This is a genomic window from Empedobacter tilapiae, from assembly GCF_004785645.1.
GTDB classification, from domain to species: domain Bacteria; phylum Bacteroidota; class Bacteroidia; order Flavobacteriales; family Weeksellaceae; genus Empedobacter; species Empedobacter tilapiae.
In genome coordinates, this window is sequence record NZ_SRPE01000006.1 from 94,106 (window position 1) to 111,102 (window position 16,997).

Here is a 16,997-nt window from a genome sequence, read left to right on the forward strand (position 1 = left end):
ATGATTAGAAAAAAAAATAACCTATCGCTACCTGTTCGTATTATCATTTATATGGTAACGATTTTGTTATTTACAGCAGGAGCAATTTTGCTGATTACAGCCAATCATTTTAATGAGCAAACGAAACAATATCATGAAGATATCCTCAAACGAAAAGTTAGAGCGGTAGAATCTGCAATAGATTATGAAATGGATAATTATCCTGGAATTGCAACCAAAGATAATATTCATACAATTTTAGAAGATGGTTTTCTTAGAATTGGAGATATTAATAAAACAGATATTGTAATCTACGATTTACGAGGAAATAAAATATTAACAACACAGCCAGTTTCAACAACTTATAATGTTTTACCTCAAAAAATATTAGATAAACTTAAAAATTCGAATGATTTTATCATAACGAATAAGGATACAAATAACGAAAATGATATTTATTCGTCTTATAGTAATATCAAAAATTATTACAACGAAAATATTGCAATTCTTTGTTTACCTTATCAATCTAATCAAGACTTTTTACAACAAGACATGTTTACCTTAATTGGTAGTTATGGTTTAGCGTTTGGAGTAATTCTTCTATTTGGAACATTAGCAGTATATTTTGTCACTAAACGGACATTGAATAAACTTTGGTCGTTTGCAGACCGTATTCGCGAAACAGAAGTTATCGTAAATAATATGCCAATTCGTTACGATGGAAATGACGAAATAAAGGTTTTGGTTGATTCTTATAATGATATGTTGTATCGATTAAGAGAACAATCAGATTTATTAGCTAAGCAAGAGCGTGAAGAAGCATGGCGAGATTTTGCGAGACAAGTTGCACATGAAGTGAAGAATCCATTGACACCAATGCGTTTGATGATTCAGAATTATATGCGAAAATTTGATCCAAATGATCCTGATCTCGAAGAAAAAACAATGCGAACTGGGAATATTTTGTTACAACAAATTGATACAATTTCTGCAATTGCAGAGGCTTTTTCAGATTTTGCAAAAATGCCTTCCCGTAAAGATGAAAAAATTGACATAGTTGATGTTATAAAAAATACACTTTATGTATTTCCAATGGAGTTTATTGAGTTTAATTATTCTCCAAATATCATCATGATGCGTTTTGATAAACAATATTTGAACAGAATTATTACCAATATTACAAAGAATGCATTTCAATCAATTCCACAATCTCGTACAGCTAAAGTAAAGGTTGAGGTTTCTTTAATAGAAGGTTTTTTACATATTACAATTCAAGATAACGGAGATGGGATTCCTGTGGAATCTCAAGATTCTATTTTTGTGCCAAAGTTTACAACAAAAAATAGCGGAATGGGAATCGGTTTACCAATGGTGAAAAAAATTATTGACGATTATGATGGAACAATTCGATTCGAAACAGAAGTTTCAGTTGGAACAACATTCTATATTTTGATTCCTTATAATGAGTAGAAAACCTTTTCGATTCAAACAATTCGAAATTTTTCAAGATAAAACCGCAATGAAAGTTGGCACAGATGGTGTTTTACTTGGAGCTTGGGCTGATTTAAAAAGTGGAAATACTATTTTAGATATTGGTACAGGAACTGGATTAATTTCGTTGATGTTAGCGCAGCGTTTTCCTCTTTCTATGATTGATGCAATAGAAATTGATAACGATGCTTTTTTACAAGCAACAGAAAATTTCAGTAATGCAACTTTTTCAGATCGATTAACCATTTTTAATTTATCGCTTCAAGATTATTCAATTGATAAAAAATATGATTTGATTGTCAGTAATCCTCCTTTTTTTGCGGTGAATGATACGGTCGATTTTGATGCGCGTAAACAAGCACGTCAACAAGAGACGTTGACTTTTGGAGAATTAATAAAAAAAACTTCCGAATTACTACAAAAAGACGGTTTAGCGAGTTTTATTATTCCCTATGATCAAATGGGTGATTTTTGTATAATAGCTTCACAAAATGCTTTAAAACTATCTCGAGTTGTCTATATCAAAGGAAATTCGGCAACAGTAACGAAACGTGTTTTGTTAGAATTTGGTTTTGATGAAAAAGAAGTAGAAGAAAAAGAATTAATAATTGAAGTCGATCGTCATCAATACACAGAAAATTATATTAATTTAACGAAAGATTTTTACTTAAAAATGTAAGATTTCTGAAGTTTAAAACATAAAAAAAACCGAGCAATTTGCTCGGTTTTGTATTTATTTCTGATTTTCAAAATGAACTAAAACTCAATTTTAATCTCAGTTTTAATCTTAAATTGTTGGTCCACCAGCTAATAAATCAGCAGTAGCAAACTCTTCAAATTTCTTGAAGTTCGCTTTGAATTTATCTGCTAATTCTTTCGCATTTGCTTCGTATGCTGCTGTAGAATCAAAAGAAGTTGCTGGACTTAATTTCTCTGAAGCAACACCCTCGATTGCAACAGGAACTTCAAATCCGAAATAAGGATCTTTTTTGAATTCTGCGTTGTTTAAATCTCCGTTTAAAGCTGCATTGATAACCGCACGTGTATCTTTTAAAGACATACGCTCTTTTTTACCATTCCAACCTGTGTTGATTAACCAAACATTTACACCAGTTTTCTCAACTTTATCGCTCAACATTTCAGCATATTTAGTTGGGTGTAACGGCATAAATGGCGCACCAAAACATGTAGAGAATGTAGTTTGAGGCTCTGTAACACCAGCTTCTGTACCAGCAACTTTAGATGTGTATCCTGAGATAAATAAGTAAGCTGCTTGATCTGGGTTTAATTTAGCAATTGGAGGGAAAACTCCGTACGCATCAAACGATAAGAAGAAAATATTTTTAGGATTTTTTCCTACAGATGGAACTGCAATATTTTCGATATAATCAATAGGATAAGAAACACGTGTGTTTTCTGTGATAGATGTATCTGTAAAATCAACTTCGTTAGTTCCAGGAATTAATTTACAGTTTTCTAATAACGCACCATCTTTAATCGCAGCAAAAATTTCTGGTTCACCTTCTGGAGATAAGTTAATTACTTTTGCATAACAACCACCTTCAAAATTAAAAACTGTGTTATCTTCTGTCCATCCGTGTTCGTCATCACCAATCAAACGTCTATTTTTATCTGCTGATAAAGTTGTTTTTCCTGTTCCAGATAAACCAAAGAACATTGCTGTATCTCCGTTTTCACCTGAGTTTGCAGAACAGTGCATTGGTAAAGTATTTCTAAATACTGGCATAATGAAGTTTAAAGCAGAGAAAATACCTTTTTTCATTTCTCCTGTATAACCAGTTCCTCCGTTTAAAACAATTTTACGTTTAAAGTTTAAGATAGAGAAATTGTGTTGTCTTGTTCCATCTTCTTCTGCATCAGCAACAAAAGTAGGAGCATTAATGATAGTCCATTCAGCATCTCCAAAGTTATTTAATTCGTTTTCTGTTGGACGAATAAACATGTTGTAAATAAATAAATTTGCAGCAGGAGTTTCTGTAATTGCTCTAATTTTTGTTTTGTAAGAATCATCAGCACAAGCAAAAGCATCACGTACATAAACTTCACGATTGCTTAAGTGAGCGATAACTTTATCATATAAAGCATCAAATTTATCAGAATCGAAAGGAATATTAATATTTCCATCCCACCATACATTATCTGTAGTAATATCGTCTTTTACAATAAAACGATCTTTAGGTGAACGTCCTGTAAATTCTCCTGTTAGCATATTTACTGCTCCTGAAGAAGTGATTTCTCCTTGACCTAATTCTACCATTTTAGCGGTAAGTTCTTCAGGAGATAACTGATAGTTAATTTTGGAATTTTTTATTCCATAAGATGCCAATTCTATGCTCATTTTTGTGATTTTATAGTAATTTTAAAATATTAAAGGTAAAAACTTTGCGCAAAGTTACAATAAAAAAAAGCGTGAAAAATTTGACTTATGTCATTCACTTAAACGTTTTCGTGAAATTTTATTCGTCTTATATTTGTAAGTTCTTATGCGTGCATATAAAAAAAAGCTTGTATTTAATATAAGTTTTATATTTTTGCAGTAGTTTACAACAATTAAAATTAGAAAATTATGTCTGACATTACATCAAGAGTGAAAGCAATTATCGTAGATAAATTAGGAGTTGACGAAAGCGAAGTTACGCTAGAAGCAAGTTTCACTAACGATTTAGGAGCTGATTCATTAGACACAGTAGAATTAATCATGGAATTCGAAAAAGAATTTGATATCCAAATTCCAGACGATCAAGCAGAGAAAATTTCTACTGTAGGTCAAGCTGTAACATACATCGAAGACTTAAACAAGTAATAGTTCCTATTTTATGGAATTAAAAAGAGTAGTAGTAACAGGTTTAGGCGCGCTAACACCAATCGGAAATACATACCAAGAATATTGGAATGGATTAGTGAATGGTGTAAGTGGCGCTGCGCCTATTACGCTTTTTGACGCAACTCTTTTTAAGACACAATTTGCTTGTGAGATCAAAAACTTCAATATCGAAGATCATTTTGATCGTAAAGAGGCAAGAAAAATTGACCGTTGTGCCCAATTGGGAATTATTGCAGCTAGAGAAGCAATAAAACACAGTGGAATCTTAGAAGATGCAAATGTAAACAAAGAGCGTATCGGCGTTATATGGGGATCTGGTATTGGTGGAATTAAAACTTTTGAAGAAGAAGTTTCTAATTATGCTACAGGAAATGGAACACCTCGTTTCAATCCTTTCTTTATCCCTAAGATGATTGCAGATATCACGCCTGGTCATATTTCAATGGAATTTGGTCTTATGGGACCTAATTATACAACTGTTTCGGCATGTGCCTCTTCTACAAACGCAATTATTGATGCTTACATGTTATTAAGACTTGGAAAAGCTGATGCAATTGTTGCAGGAGGGTCAGAAGCTGCGATTACAGCTGCAAGTATTGGAGGTTTCAATGCATTACATGCATTATCTACACGAAATGATGATCCACAAACTGCTTCTCGTCCATTCGACAAAGACCGCGATGGTTTCGTTATGGGAGAAGGAGCTGGAAGTATTATTTTAGAAGAATACGAACATGCAATTGCACGTGGAGCTACAATTTATGCTGAATTAGTAGGAACAGGAATGACAGCAGATGCTCACCATATTACAGCACCACATCCAGAAGGATTAGGAGCATTAAATGTGATGAGAGAAGCTTTATTAGATGCAAATATCAACGTAGAAGATGTAGATCATATCAATATGCACGGTACATCGACTGGATTAGGAGATATTGCAGAATCTAAAGCAATTCAAAAATTATTTGGAGAACATGCTTATAATATTCAAATCAATTCAACAAAATCTATGACTGGTCACTTATTAGGTGGTGCAGGGATTATTGAAGCGATTTCGGCTATTGGAGCAATCAATAACAGTATCGTTCCACCAACAATTAATCATTTTACGGATGATGAAAATCTTGATCCTAAAATTGATTATACATTTAACAAAGCAAAAGAGAAAAATGTAGATTATGCATTGAGTAATACTTTTGGTTTTGGTGGTCACAATGCTTGTGTGATATTTAAGAAGTATAAGTAATGTCTTTCTTAAAAAAATTATTTTCTTTTAAAAATCATCGTGATGATTCAAATTCATCTGATCCTTTTTTGAAATTTTTGAAATCGATCTTGGGTTATACTCCTCAGAATGTTGAGGTTTTTAAAGAAGCATTTACCCACAGATCAGCTCAGAAAAAAGACGAAAATGGAAACAGTATAAATTTTGAAAGATTAGAGTTTTTAGGAGATGCATTACTTGGTGCTTCTGCAGCAGTGCATTTATACTATAAAGCACCAGATCAACAAGAAGGTTATTTAACAAAGATGCGTTCTAAAATTGTTTCTCGTAAACAATTAAATGCAGTTTCTAAACAACTTGGCTTGTTAGACTATTTGGATCCAATGAACAATCACAATAATTTAGGTGAAGATGTAAATGGAGATATGCTAGAAGCTTTGGTTGGTGCAATTTATGTAGATGGAGGAATAGATGCTGTCCAAAAGTTTATTCAGATCAAAATTATTGACCCTTATGCGGATTTAGAACGTTTAGAACATACCATTACAAGTCATAAATCATTGATTTTGGAGTGGAGTCAAAAAACGAGAAATACAATAAGATTCAATACTTTTGAAGAACAAAATGCTGAGGATCTTCAGGTTTTTGTATCAGTTATTCGTCTCAATGATAAAGTTGTCTCGAAAGGAAGAGGAACTTCAAAAAAGAAAGCAGAAGAGAGCGCAGCAAAACGCGCTTATTATTCGCTACAAAAGAAAATAGAAAAAGTTTAGTAAAATGGCAGAATTACTCTTATATGATGATTGGATAGATTTTCATCTAATAGGTGTAAATTCAAGTTTTGATACTTCAACACAGTTTATTTTTCACCTAAACTCTACTTTTGATACGCGATTTCAGCGTATTCACGATTTAGATATTTTGTTAGAGAATCATACCTACTATTTTGAGACTTATGAATGGTTAGATGAAGCAAACAAAATAGATTATCATATCATTAAAAATACACCAAATCAATCTGATTTTAAAAAAAATGAAGTAGATTTATCAAATCTTTTCAAAGAGAGTATTATACTTGTTCCGAATTATAAGGACTGTAATTATATTGTGAAAATCTCAGGATGGGAAGATGATATTGAATATCTTCAACTTCCATTCTTCGAAAAAGATTTTATAAAAGTGATCAAAAAAATAGATGTCGATTTGATTAGTAATGCAGATCAATTGGTTTTCTAACAAAATATTGTGCATAAAATAAGGGAAAAAAATTATGATTTACGATAGAAATTATCTTAAAAAGACAAAAATTGTCGCGACTCTAGGTCCGGCAACAGAAAGTCCAGAGATTATATTAGAAATGATGAAAAAAGGAACAGATGTGTTCCGAATAAACTTTTCACATGCTGACTATGCTGATGTGAAAAGTAAAATTGAAATGATTCATCAGCTAAATAATGATAATGGATACAATACAGCAATTTTAGCAGATTTACAAGGGCCTAAGTTGCGTATTGGAAAAATGGAGCACGAAGATTTCATCATCAATTCAGGTGAAATTTTAACATTTACAAATGAAGATGTTGTAGGAACAAAAGAAAAAGTTTTTATGACATACAAAAAGTTTGCTCAGGATGTAAAAGTAGGAGAGAATATTTTAATTGATGATGGAAAATTAATTTTTAAAGTTATTGAAACAAATGGAACTGATACTGTTAAAGCAGAAACAATTCAAGGAGGTCCATTACGTTCAAAAAAAGGAGTTAATTTACCAAATACAAATATTTCTTTACCTGCCCTAACAGAGAAAGATAAAGAAGATGCTAAATTTGCGATTGAAAATCGTGTTGATTGGTTTGCGTTATCTTTTGTTCGTTCAGGACAAGATGTAAAAGATTTATCTGATTTTATAAAAGAAAATGGAACATTGAAAATTCCAATTATTTCTAAAATAGAAAAACCAGAAGCATTAGAAAATATCGATGAAATTTTAGAATATTCTGATGGATTAATGGTTGCTCGTGGAGACTTAGGTGTAGAAGTGCCTTTTGAAATAGTACCAAAAGCTCAGAAACAATTAATTGATAAAGCTAAATTAGCACGTAAACCAGTTATTGTTGCAACACAGATGATGGAAACAATGATTTCGAGTTTAACTCCGACTCGCGCAGAAGTTTCGGATGTTGCCAATGCAGTTTTTGACGGAGCTGATGCAGTAATGTTGTCAGGAGAAACATCTGTTGGTCAATATCCAATTCAAGTGATTGAAAAAATGACGAAGATTCTTCAAACTGTTGAAGATGATGAACACGTTCATGTGCCAGAACATAAACCAAAGATTAAAAACGAACGTTTTGTAACAGATATGGTTTGTTATAATGCTGCAAAGATGGCTGAGGATACTGGTGCTAAAGCAATTGCTACTTTAACATATTCAGGTTACACAGCTTTTCAAATATCATCACACCGTCCAAATTCGTTTATTTTAGTATTTAATCCTAGTGTACGAATAAATCGAATGTTGAATCTATTATGGGGAGTAAAAGCAATTAATTATGATCCACGTGATACTTCTACAGATCAGACAGTAACGGAGGTAAATATTTTAGCTAAAAATGCAGGTTATGTAGAATATGGTGATTATATAATCAACCTTAATGCAATGCCAGCATTTGAAAAAGGAATTACGAATACGTTACGTATTTCGATGATTTAAAATTCAAAAACAATATTTTCAATAAAAAAACCTCTCAATTTCTGAGAGGTTTTTTATTGAATTAAAATGGAATTTATTAATAACGATAAGCTTTTAAAGATTTATTTCTATAATAAATAAAGCCTGTACCAGTCGCAACTATAAGTAAAAGATAAGCAGATTCATTTATTGGTGTACTATTTGGATCATCAGGATCATCAACAGTTCCAATATCGTTTGATCCAGCTTGATTAGAGAAAAATGAGATTTCATTTTCATCATTTGCATAACCAAATGATGAAAATATTAGACTAAATAATATTATTAGTTTTTTCATTAGAATACAGTTTTTATTGTTAGTGTTTTAGAGTCGGTAGTTGAGACTTTGATCAATAAGATTTGATTATTCTTTTTTAATTCTGATAAAACAACTTGTTTCGAAGAAGTATTTTTTTCAAGAACTTTTCTTCCTGAAATATCATAAACTTCAATAAAATTAATTTCTTTCGGAGATTTTAATGTAATTGCTCCATTATCGATAAATAATTGAACGTTTTGTTTATTTAATTCGTTAGTTGTCAGCGTTTTGTTTGTGTAAATAATTTCAAAACGATCATTATAAATACCTGATTGAGAATCGAATGTGTAGTAATCTTTCGTTAAATCAATAATTTGATTAAGAGTTTTATCTTTTAAGAAAATAGATTGATTGTCTAGGTTCTCGGTATTATTCAGTTTTATAGTATATGTTGCATTTTCTTTTGCTTCAAAACCTAATTTAACACTGTCATCAGTTTTAAATGGAGCACGACCTTGTATAACATATTTTTCAGTAGAACCATCTATAATCGAGTATAAAGTAGATCCATTAAACATTCTATTTATTTTTCCATCAATTTGATTATCAAAACCATTCGTTGCATTAGCCATGTAACTAATTAAAATTTGGTTTTTAGCAATTGTATTTTCGAATAAATTTAATCTGATACGTTTTATAGCTTCTTCATTTTTATGAAAAATTGCTTGATCGTTCCATCCTGTAAAATTATTGTGTAAGAATAGACTATTTGCGGTATTCATTTCTACGAAAAAACCTTGACCAATTGCAATATTTCCATTAGGAATTTTCCCTCCAGCAGCAGCTTGTACACCTCCAGCTAAAGTATAAGAAGCATAATTGTTACTTGCATATCCATTTGCAGTTAAAGGAGACTCTTGCGTCCAAAAATATAATGCATTAATACTTGGGTTATTGTTTAATATATTATCAGCAATTATTGGAGCAGGATAAGGATTACCAATCAGATTGTATCCGAAGTTATTCTTTGTAACATTAACATTGAAAACACCTGAGTTTAATTCTCCAATGAATTTACCAACATATGTTTTACCTGGTTTAGTTGTAGGGAAATCAGTACCTACACGAATATGGTATCCAACACCAGGTTCGAAATTATATGTAGCAGGATTTTTTAGATCGGAATTTGGATATAATTCATCATACACAAACAAACTAGCAAACTTGTTTGTTGTTTCGTTATATTTATAAAATCTCTTTAATAATGTATTTGGAGAGAAATCTTTAAGATTTTGATTTTTGACTGGCGATGACCATAAAGCAGCATCATTAAATATCATAGGAGAACTTTCCTGGATAATTGTAAATTCTCCAATCGTTGATGTATTATTTCCCCGTTGCAATAATCCACTGTTGTTTCCTGTTACAATAAATTTATCTGCTGATAATTTATTTTCTATGATAGGAGAAATAATAGTAGAGTAGTTGTTAAGTTTTACAGAGCCGCTTTCTAAAGTGAATTTATTAGTAATAATTTTTTCAGTAGAATTTAGAATTAAGTCTCCACGAACAATAGCTTCTTTCGTTTCTGTAGGTTCTCCTGTAGACCAAGTAGTACCATTCCAAATAGTAGAAGAAGCTTCTTTTACAATGATAGTAAAATCTTCTACTTGGCCAGCTACTCGAGAGTCACAAGCTCCGTAAGTTATATGTTGATATCCATTGTATATATTAGATAAATCACCAACAACTCTCATTCTAAGTGGTGTGTTTTTTAGAGCTGTCGTAGGAATGTTAATATTTGTGGAAATGTCAATAATATTGTTTGCTAAATCATGGTTGGAAAGAGCAACTTCGTTTGCTTCGAAAATACCATTACCGTTATAATCAATATAAACAAAAACTTTTCTTATGTTAGGATTGGCTCTTGTTGTTATATTTAATTGATAGTTTTGTCCTTCTGTAACCTCTGTAATATAAGCTGTATTTATATTATTGCTTTTACTATAATCATTGTATACCTTATAGTTGATACCTTTTTTTGATAAAGTATTAAATTCTACTTTATCAAAATTTAAATGACCTATATTTCCTTGTACTTGACAAGATTCAATAGGAATATTATTAATAGTTGTAGGTTCAACTAAAGCAAGTGATGTAAGAAACGAAGATCTAAAGAAATAGATAGCATCTAACGCTCTGTCTCCTTGTCCAGGAGTAAAACGATCAAGGTTTCTGCCGTAATTCATCATGTTAACCAATGTATGGTCAAATGGAGTATTAGAACAGTCGTTAATGGTTTGGTAAATTGTGGGATATGTTTTGTATTGATTAAAAGAGTTATTTGGGTTTCCAAAAAATAAACCGCTTCTTATGTTTTGAGTATCTTCTATCTCATCATTTGTTAAGCTACCGCAATTTACTCCATTTCCATCTCCACCATTAAAAGGATGTGCGACATTAAATGCATGCATCATTTCATGTGCAAAAGTTGTATCTATATTGTTGATTGCTACATGGTAAAGCATTACAGATAAATCTAAACCTCCACCAGGGTAATATGCAAAACCTGCTGTATAAGCACCTGTTGTATTTGATGGATTTACTCCATCAATCATATTTGTAATGTAGATATTGTAATACGAATTAGAATCCCAATTATAAGTATCATTTAAATATTGGTTCGTTAGTCCTTTTCCATTAACGCCATAATTAACATAAGTAGAGTTGTTAGATAAATCATGATTAATAATACCATTTGTAGTTGTGTTGGCTGGGCTTCTTTTTGCTAGAACTAAGCGAATAGGTAATGTTGTTCCACCTTCATCTGGGCCTTTTATATCTTGTGCAGTACCGTCAAAGATAGCATTTGCTCTCGCGATCCAATTATGAATTTGAGAGTCTGTAGGAGTGTATTTACCTGTTCCATCATTTAAAACATGTATAACAATAGGAATTTCAATTATTTGATTTGCCTTAAGTTCTTTTCGTCCATTTAGTTCTGTTTTTTTGAGAACTCTAAATTCTTCTTGTTTTGTCTCATATATTTTCTTTAAATCAGGATTTTGTTTAAACATATCTTCTCTGATTTCATCTGCACTACATGTCCATATTTTTGACTGTTGCGCATTGACATAATTACTCGATATGAGTAAAAAGGAGAATAACTTAAAGTAAAGTAAATTTCTTTTCATTGGAATTAATTTTAATATTGATACAAAGGTTTTAAATTTTTAAAATAGAATTTTCATTCATATAGGGTAGTTGTTTTATTGTTTAAGGGTAGTTTTTTTTAGAAGAGGGTAGTTTTTCGAGTAGTTTTTCGATTGCCTTATCTGTTTATTTCTAAATAGACATTGATGTTTTTTTAAAATATATTTAAATATTTCCCTTTTTTATAAAGACTAATATAGTGGTTTTAAAATAGATGAAGGTAAAGAAATAAAACAAATAAATCAAAAGTAAATAAATTTAATCTAAAAAGGATTTTGTAACTTTGCTAGTTCGCAATTAGAAGAATTTATGTGTATTTATAATGTGATATTGTCTGGAGGAGTAGGAAGTAGACTTTGGCCACTTTCAAGAAAAAGTCATCCAAAACAGTATTTACCTTTATTTAATGAACAATCATTGTTTGAATTAACGATTCAACGTAATCGCCCGATTGCGGATAAATTAATGGTTATTGGAAACAAGGATAATGATCATTTAAGCCAAGAAGTTTTAGACAAGCTTGATGTTGAATGTACTAAAATCATAGAGGCAGTTCCTCGTAATACAGCTGCTGCAATAGCTTTTGCAGCGTTAGCAGTTGAAGAGGATGATATTTTAATTGTAACACCTTCTGATCATCTAATAGAAGATATGGAAGCTTATCAAGAAGCTATGAATAAAGCAATAGATTTAGCTGAAAAAGATCATATAGTTACATTTGGGGTACATGCAACTCGACCTGAAACTGGATATGGATATATTGAACATAGAGGAGATAATGTGTTATCTTTCCGTGAAAAACCAAATCATATTACAGCGCAAGATTTTATAGAGCAGGGAAATTTTTTATGGAATAGCGGAATGTTCTGTTTCAAAGCTAAAGTTTTGTTGAAAGAATTGAAAAAATTTGAGAAAGAGATTTACGAAACCTCAAAAATAGCTTGGAAAGAAAATATAAATGGAGGATTGGATGAAGAGCTTTCAATGAATATTCCATCTAATAGTATTGATTATGCAGTAATGGAACGAAGCAAAAAAATAAAAGTTGTTCCAGCAAAATTTGTATGGAATGATTTAGGATCATTCGAGTCACTTTATGACTATTTTGTGTTAAATGGACATTATGTAGATCGAAATGGAAACATGGTAATAGGAACAGAAGTTTATACATCTTTTGTAGGGGTGCAGAATACCATTTTTGTAAATACTCCAACAGCAAATTTAATTCTTCAAAAAGAATATTCACAAGAAGTTAAGAATGTTTATACACATTTAGAAAAAAGAAATTCAGAATTAATATAACATTAAAAAGCGCTCTCTAAAGCGCTTTTTTTAATGGTTAATTCCTTAAACATAATCCAATATTATTCCTTAAATTTGTGGCTCCAACAATATTATAAATGACGATAGGAATTACTTTCGGAATATTTGATTTGCTCCATGCAGGTCATGTAATGATGCTTGAAGAAGCCAAAAGACAATGCGATTATCTAATCGTAGGACTTAATACAGATCCTACATCTGTAGATCCTTCTAAAAATTGTCCTACTCAATCAATTGTAGAACGATACATTCAACTAGAAGGATGTCGATATGTTGATGAAATTATACCTTACGAAACAGAACAAGACTTGTTTGATATGTTAAGTGCTTTACCAATTAAAATAAGAATTATTGGAGAAGAATATAGAAATATAGACTTTACAGGAAAACAATATTGTTTAGATAATAATATTCAGATTTACTACAATAAACGTTCGCATCGCTTTTCAAGTTCAGGATTGAGAAAAGTTGTAGCAACTTCCGAAAAGGATAAATAATGAAAACAATACTTATAACTGGTGTAGCGGGTTTTATAGGTTATCATTTAGCTGAAAAATTAATTAACAAAAATATTCAAGTTATTGGAATTGATAATGTTAATGATTATTACGATGTTCAGTTAAAATATGATCGATTAAAAGAATTAGGAATTGATCAAGAGTTTGCTACAAATTTTAGTCAAAAAATAATTTCTTCAAAATATGAAGAAAAGATGATTTTCTATCGAATGAATTTAGAAGATCGTCAAGCGTTAGAGAATTTATTCAACAGCTATAAATTTGATGTAGTAATTAACTTGGCAGCACAAGCTGGAGTCCGATATAGTATAGAAAATCCTGATGCTTATGGTCAAAGTAACTTGATTGGATTTTTAAATATATTAGAATGTTGCCGTCATCAAAATGTTAAAAAAATGCTTTATGCAAGCAGCTCAAGCATATACGGGAATTCTTCTGATGTTCCATTTTCTACTACACAGAATGTAGATCATCCAATTAGTTTATATGCTGCTACAAAAAAAGCAAACGAGTTAATGGCTCACGCATATAGTCACTTATATAATATTCAAACAATAGGATTGCGTTTCTTTACAGTTTATGGACCATGGGGACGTCCAGATATGGCAATGTTTTTGTTTACGAATGCAATCTTAAATCATCAGCCTTTAAAAGTGTTTAATCATGGTGATTTATCAAGAGATTTTACATATATCGATGATATTATTCAAGGAATTGATAAGGTTCTTGAAAATGATGATTTAAATGAAAAATATCAACTATATAATATAGGAAATAGTAAGCCAGTTCAACTAATGGATTTTATTACAGAAATAGAAAATTCAACAGGAGAAAAAGCAATTTTAGAAATGTATCCAATGCAGGCAGGAGATGTGAATCAAACTTGGGCAGATGTAAGTGATTTAAAAGAAAAGTTTGATTATAATCCAAGCATTCCAGTTGAAGAAGGTGTTTCTAATTTTGTGAAATGGTATAAAAAATATTATCATAAATAATGAAAGTAACAGAAACAAAATTAAAAGGATGTTTTATTTTAGAACCAACAGTTTTCGAAGATTCAAGAGGTTATTTTTTTGAATCATACAATGAAAATAAGTTGGAAGAAATTCTAGGTTATAAACCTACTTTTGTTCAAGATAATCAATCTCGTTCTTCATATGGCGTAGTTCGCGGATTACACATGCAAACAGGAGAATATGCTCAGGCAAAATTAGTCCGAGTAATAGAAGGAAGTGTAATTGATGTAGCTGTTGATGTTCGTCCAAATTCTGAAACATATGGAGAATCTGTAGCGATTGAACTATCTGTAGATAATAAAAAGCAACTATTTATACCAAGAGGTTTTTTGCACGGTTTTTCGGTTATTTCAGAGAAAGCTACATTTTTTTATAAATGTGATAATAACTATAACAAAGCCTCTGAGGATGGAGTAAATCCTTTAGATGATGAATTAAATATAGATTGGCAAATAGCAATTAATCAGATGATTATATCTGAGAAAGATCAAGAAGCTCAATCGTTTTCTACATTCAAAAATAAATAATCAACTTTTAAACCATAAAAATGAAAGGAATAATATTGGCAGGGGGCTCTGGAACACGTTTACATCCATTAACATTAGCTGTTAGTAAACAATTAATGCCAGTGTATGATAAACCAATGATTTATTATCCATTGTCGACATTAATGTTAGCAGGAATCAATGAGATTCTAATTATATCTACACCTCACGATTTACCTCATTTCGAAAAATTGTTAGGAGATGGTTCTCAAATTGGATGTAAATTTTTTTACAAAGAACAACCAAGTCCTGATGGGCTAGCACAAGCTTTTATTTTAGGAGAAGATTTTATAGGGAATGATAAAGTCGCTTTGATTTTAGGAGATAATATTTTTTATGCTTCTGGAATGTCTAAATTATTACAAGATTCTTCAGATCCAAATGGTGGCGTAGTTTTTGCTTATCAAGTGAGCGATCCAGAAAGATATGGAGTGGTAGAATTTAATGAAGAGAATCAAGTAGTCTCGATTGAAGAAAAACCAATAAAACCAAAGTCTAATTATGCCGTTCCAGGATTGTATTTTTATGATAATGATGTGGTTGAAATAGCAAAAAATATACAACCTTCTTCTCGTGGAGAATTAGAAATCACAGATGTAAATGCAGAGTATCTAAAAAGAGGAAAATTAAAAGTTGGAGTATTCAACAGAGGAACAGCTTGGTTGGATACAGGAACAATAAATTCGTTGATGCAAGCAGGTCAATTTGTTCAAGTGATAGAAGAACGTCAAGGAATGAAAATTGGAGCAATCGAAGAGGTTGCTTATCGAATGGGATATATTAATAAAGAACAATTAATCAAAATTGCAGAGCCCTTGAAAAAAAGTGGCTACGGCGAATATTTGATGAAAATTATAAAATAAAACAAAATTGTAATGAAGCACATATTAATCACAGGAGGTGCAGGGTTCATCGGGTCTAATTTAACAGAATACTTTTTAGGAAAAGATTATAAAGTAACTTGTTTAGATAACTTTGCAACAGGGCATCGTCATAATGTAGAACCTTTTTTTACAAATCAAAATTATAAATTAATAGAAGGTGATATACGTGATTTAGAAACATGCCACAAGGCAGTAAAAGATGTAGATTATGTGTTGCATCAAGCAGCTTTAGGATCAGTGCCTCGTTCTATTAATGATCCAATAACTTCTAATGAGGTGAACGTTTCAGGTTTTTTGAATATGTTAGTTGCTGCTCGTGATGCGGGTGTTAAACGTTTTGTTTATGCAGCCTCTTCATCAACGTATGGAGATTCAGAAAATTTACCGAAAGTAGAAGACATTATTGGAAAACCACTTTCTCCTTATGCAATTACAAAATATGTGAATGAGTTATATGCAGATATATTCAGCAAAACTTATAACTTATCATGTATAGGATTGCGTTATTTTAACGTATTTGGTCGTCGTCAAGATCCGAATGGAGCATATGCAGCTGTTATACCGTTGTTTGTAAAACAATTTATGAACCACGAATCTCCAAAGATAAACGGAACAGGAGATTACTCTCGCGATTTTACTTACATTGATAATGTCATTCAAATGAATGAACGTGCAATGTTAACAGAAAATGAAGAGGCAACAAATACAGTTTATAATACAGCAGTAGGAGATAGAACTACTTTGAATGATTTAGTGAAATATTTACGTGAATATTTAAGCGAATACGATGCTGATATTGCAAATGTAGAAGCAATTCATGGACCAAATCGTATTGGAGATATTCCTCATTCGCTAGCATCTATAGAAAAAGCGAAAACATTATTAGGTTACGAACCTACTCATACGATTGATAAAGGCTTAAAGGAAGCTGTAAAATGGTATTGGGATAATTTGAAATAAAAGAAAAG

General features: G+C 31.2%; 16 protein-coding genes. 13 read left to right on the forward strand and 3 right to left on the reverse strand.

The genetic code is table 11. The features are described from left to right. The gene (locus E4J94_RS09505) at positions 1-1,449 is read left to right on the forward strand and encodes an ATP-binding protein (RefSeq protein WP_246034293.1); all 1,449 of its coding nucleotides are present in this window, start codon (positions 1-3) and stop codon (positions 1,447-1,449) included. Then, the gene (locus E4J94_RS09510) at positions 1,442-2,149 is read left to right on the forward strand and encodes a tRNA1(Val) (adenine(37)-N6)-methyltransferase (RefSeq protein WP_185145639.1); all 708 of its coding nucleotides are present in this window, start codon (positions 1,442-1,444) and stop codon (positions 2,147-2,149) included. The genes E4J94_RS09505 and E4J94_RS09510 overlap by 8 nt, the downstream gene beginning before the upstream one ends. Positions 2,150-2,257: 108 nt before the next feature. On the opposite strand, the gene pckA is transcribed toward E4J94_RS09510, so the two are convergent. Continuing rightward, positions 2,258-3,829, reverse strand: coding sequence for a phosphoenolpyruvate carboxykinase (ATP) (pckA, locus tag E4J94_RS09515; RefSeq protein ID WP_135835584.1), 1,572 nt, complete (start codon positions 3,827-3,829; stop codon positions 2,258-2,260). Between the two features lie 228 nt (positions 3,830-4,057). Here pckA and E4J94_RS09520 point away from each other — a divergent pair, with 228 nt between their 5' ends. The 5 genes from E4J94_RS09520 to pyk are packed head-to-tail and all read left to right on the forward strand — an operon-like array spanning position 4,058 to position 8,253. After that, a complete protein-coding gene (locus tag E4J94_RS09520) occupies positions 4,058-4,294 on the forward strand; it encodes an acyl carrier protein (protein WP_038336002.1) in 237 nt (78 codons plus the stop codon). A 13-nt stretch (positions 4,295-4,307) separates the two neighbouring features. Beyond that, entirely contained in the window at positions 4,308-5,561 is a 1,254-nt protein-coding gene (gene fabF / locus E4J94_RS09525; protein ID WP_135835585.1) for a beta-ketoacyl-ACP synthase II, read from the forward strand. Further along, entirely contained in the window at positions 5,561-6,313 is a 753-nt protein-coding gene (gene rnc, locus E4J94_RS09530; protein WP_135835586.1) for a ribonuclease III, read from the forward strand. The genes fabF and rnc overlap by 1 nt, the downstream gene beginning before the upstream one ends. A 4-nt stretch (positions 6,314-6,317) precedes the next feature. Next, entirely contained in the window at positions 6,318-6,776 is a 459-nt protein-coding gene (locus tag E4J94_RS09535; RefSeq protein ID WP_135835587.1) for an IPExxxVDY family protein, read from the forward strand. Between the two features lie 34 nt (positions 6,777-6,810). Next, positions 6,811-8,253 carry a pyruvate kinase gene (gene pyk / locus E4J94_RS09540; protein WP_135835588.1) on the forward strand — a complete coding sequence of 481 codons (1,443 nt, stop codon included), beginning with the start codon at positions 6,811-6,813 and terminating at the stop codon, positions 8,251-8,253. Positions 8,254-8,329: 76 nt separating this feature from the next. On the opposite strand, the gene E4J94_RS09545 is transcribed toward pyk, so the two are convergent. Together E4J94_RS09545 and E4J94_RS09550 are read right to left on the reverse strand one after the other, a co-directional pair. Further along, positions 8,330-8,569, reverse strand: a complete 240-nt coding sequence (locus E4J94_RS09545; RefSeq protein ID WP_135835589.1) for a hypothetical protein — start codon at positions 8,567-8,569, stop codon at positions 8,330-8,332. Next, a complete protein-coding gene (locus E4J94_RS09550) occupies positions 8,569-11,724 on the reverse strand; it encodes a GEVED domain-containing protein (RefSeq protein WP_135835590.1) in 3,156 nt (1,051 codons plus the stop codon). Before E4J94_RS09550 ends, E4J94_RS09545 begins: the two co-directional genes overlap by 1 nt. A 328-nt stretch (positions 11,725-12,052) precedes the next feature. Here E4J94_RS09550 and E4J94_RS09555 point away from each other — a divergent pair, with 328 nt between their 5' ends. The 6 genes from E4J94_RS09555 (at position 12,053) to E4J94_RS09580 (ending at position 16,989) form a co-directional block, all read left to right on the forward strand. Continuing rightward, a complete protein-coding gene (locus tag E4J94_RS09555) occupies positions 12,053-13,045 on the forward strand; it encodes a mannose-1-phosphate guanylyltransferase (protein ID WP_135835591.1) in 993 nt (330 codons plus the stop codon). A 98-nt stretch (positions 13,046-13,143) separates the two neighbouring features. Further along, the gene (locus tag E4J94_RS09560) at positions 13,144-13,563 is read left to right on the forward strand and encodes an adenylyltransferase/cytidyltransferase family protein (RefSeq protein WP_135835592.1); all 420 of its coding nucleotides are present in this window, start codon (positions 13,144-13,146) and stop codon (positions 13,561-13,563) included. After that, positions 13,563-14,579: an NAD-dependent epimerase/dehydratase family protein gene (locus E4J94_RS09565; RefSeq protein ID WP_135835593.1), complete on the forward strand. Its 1,017-nt coding sequence runs from the start codon at positions 13,563-13,565 to the stop codon at positions 14,577-14,579. The genes E4J94_RS09560 and E4J94_RS09565 overlap by 1 nt, the downstream gene beginning before the upstream one ends. After that, a complete protein-coding gene (gene rfbC, locus E4J94_RS09570; protein ID WP_135835594.1) occupies positions 14,579-15,127 on the forward strand; it encodes a dTDP-4-dehydrorhamnose 3,5-epimerase in 549 nt (182 codons plus the stop codon). The genes E4J94_RS09565 and rfbC overlap by 1 nt, the downstream gene beginning before the upstream one ends. A gap of 20 nt (positions 15,128-15,147) precedes the next feature. After that, positions 15,148-16,008 carry a glucose-1-phosphate thymidylyltransferase RfbA gene (gene rfbA, locus E4J94_RS09575; protein WP_135835595.1) on the forward strand — a complete coding sequence of 287 codons (861 nt, stop codon included), beginning with the start codon at positions 15,148-15,150 and terminating at the stop codon, positions 16,006-16,008. 12 nt (positions 16,009-16,020) lie between these two features. Further along, positions 16,021-16,989 carry an SDR family oxidoreductase gene (locus E4J94_RS09580; protein ID WP_135835596.1) on the forward strand — a complete coding sequence of 323 codons (969 nt, stop codon included), beginning with the start codon at positions 16,021-16,023 and terminating at the stop codon, positions 16,987-16,989. Positions 16,990-16,997: the final 8 nt, after the last annotated feature.

Bases quoted from the DNA above. Each gene is read 5' to 3' on its own strand.
- E4J94_RS09505 (WP_246034293.1), top strand. From the start codon at position 1: ATGATTAGAAAAAAAAATAACCTATCGCTACCTGTTCGTATTATCATT.
- E4J94_RS09510 (WP_185145639.1), top strand. From the start codon at position 1,442: ATGAGTAGAAAACCTTTTCGATTCAAACAATTCGAAATTTTTCAAGAT.
- pckA (WP_135835584.1), bottom strand. From the start codon at position 3,829: ATGAGCATAGAATTGGCATCTTATGGAATAAAAAATTCCAAAATTAAC.
- E4J94_RS09520 (WP_038336002.1), top strand. From the start codon at position 4,058: ATGTCTGACATTACATCAAGAGTGAAAGCAATTATCGTAGATAAATTA.
- fabF (WP_135835585.1), top strand. From the start codon at position 4,308: ATGGAATTAAAAAGAGTAGTAGTAACAGGTTTAGGCGCGCTAACACCA.
- rnc (WP_135835586.1), top strand. From the start codon at position 5,561: ATGTCTTTCTTAAAAAAATTATTTTCTTTTAAAAATCATCGTGATGAT.
- E4J94_RS09535 (WP_135835587.1), top strand. From the start codon at position 6,318: ATGGCAGAATTACTCTTATATGATGATTGGATAGATTTTCATCTAATA.
- pyk (WP_135835588.1), top strand. From the start codon at position 6,811: ATGATTTACGATAGAAATTATCTTAAAAAGACAAAAATTGTCGCGACT.
- E4J94_RS09545 (WP_135835589.1), bottom strand. From the start codon at position 8,569: ATGAAAAAACTAATAATATTATTTAGTCTAATATTTTCATCATTTGGT.
- E4J94_RS09550 (WP_135835590.1), bottom strand. From the start codon at position 11,724: ATGAAAAGAAATTTACTTTACTTTAAGTTATTCTCCTTTTTACTCATA.
- E4J94_RS09555 (WP_135835591.1), top strand. From the start codon at position 12,053: ATGTGTATTTATAATGTGATATTGTCTGGAGGAGTAGGAAGTAGACTT.
- E4J94_RS09560 (WP_135835592.1), top strand. From the start codon at position 13,144: ATGACGATAGGAATTACTTTCGGAATATTTGATTTGCTCCATGCAGGT.
- E4J94_RS09565 (WP_135835593.1), top strand. From the start codon at position 13,563: ATGAAAACAATACTTATAACTGGTGTAGCGGGTTTTATAGGTTATCAT.
- rfbC (WP_135835594.1), top strand. From the start codon at position 14,579: ATGAAAGTAACAGAAACAAAATTAAAAGGATGTTTTATTTTAGAACCA.
- rfbA (WP_135835595.1), top strand. From the start codon at position 15,148: ATGAAAGGAATAATATTGGCAGGGGGCTCTGGAACACGTTTACATCCA.
- E4J94_RS09580 (WP_135835596.1), top strand. From the start codon at position 16,021: ATGAAGCACATATTAATCACAGGAGGTGCAGGGTTCATCGGGTCTAAT.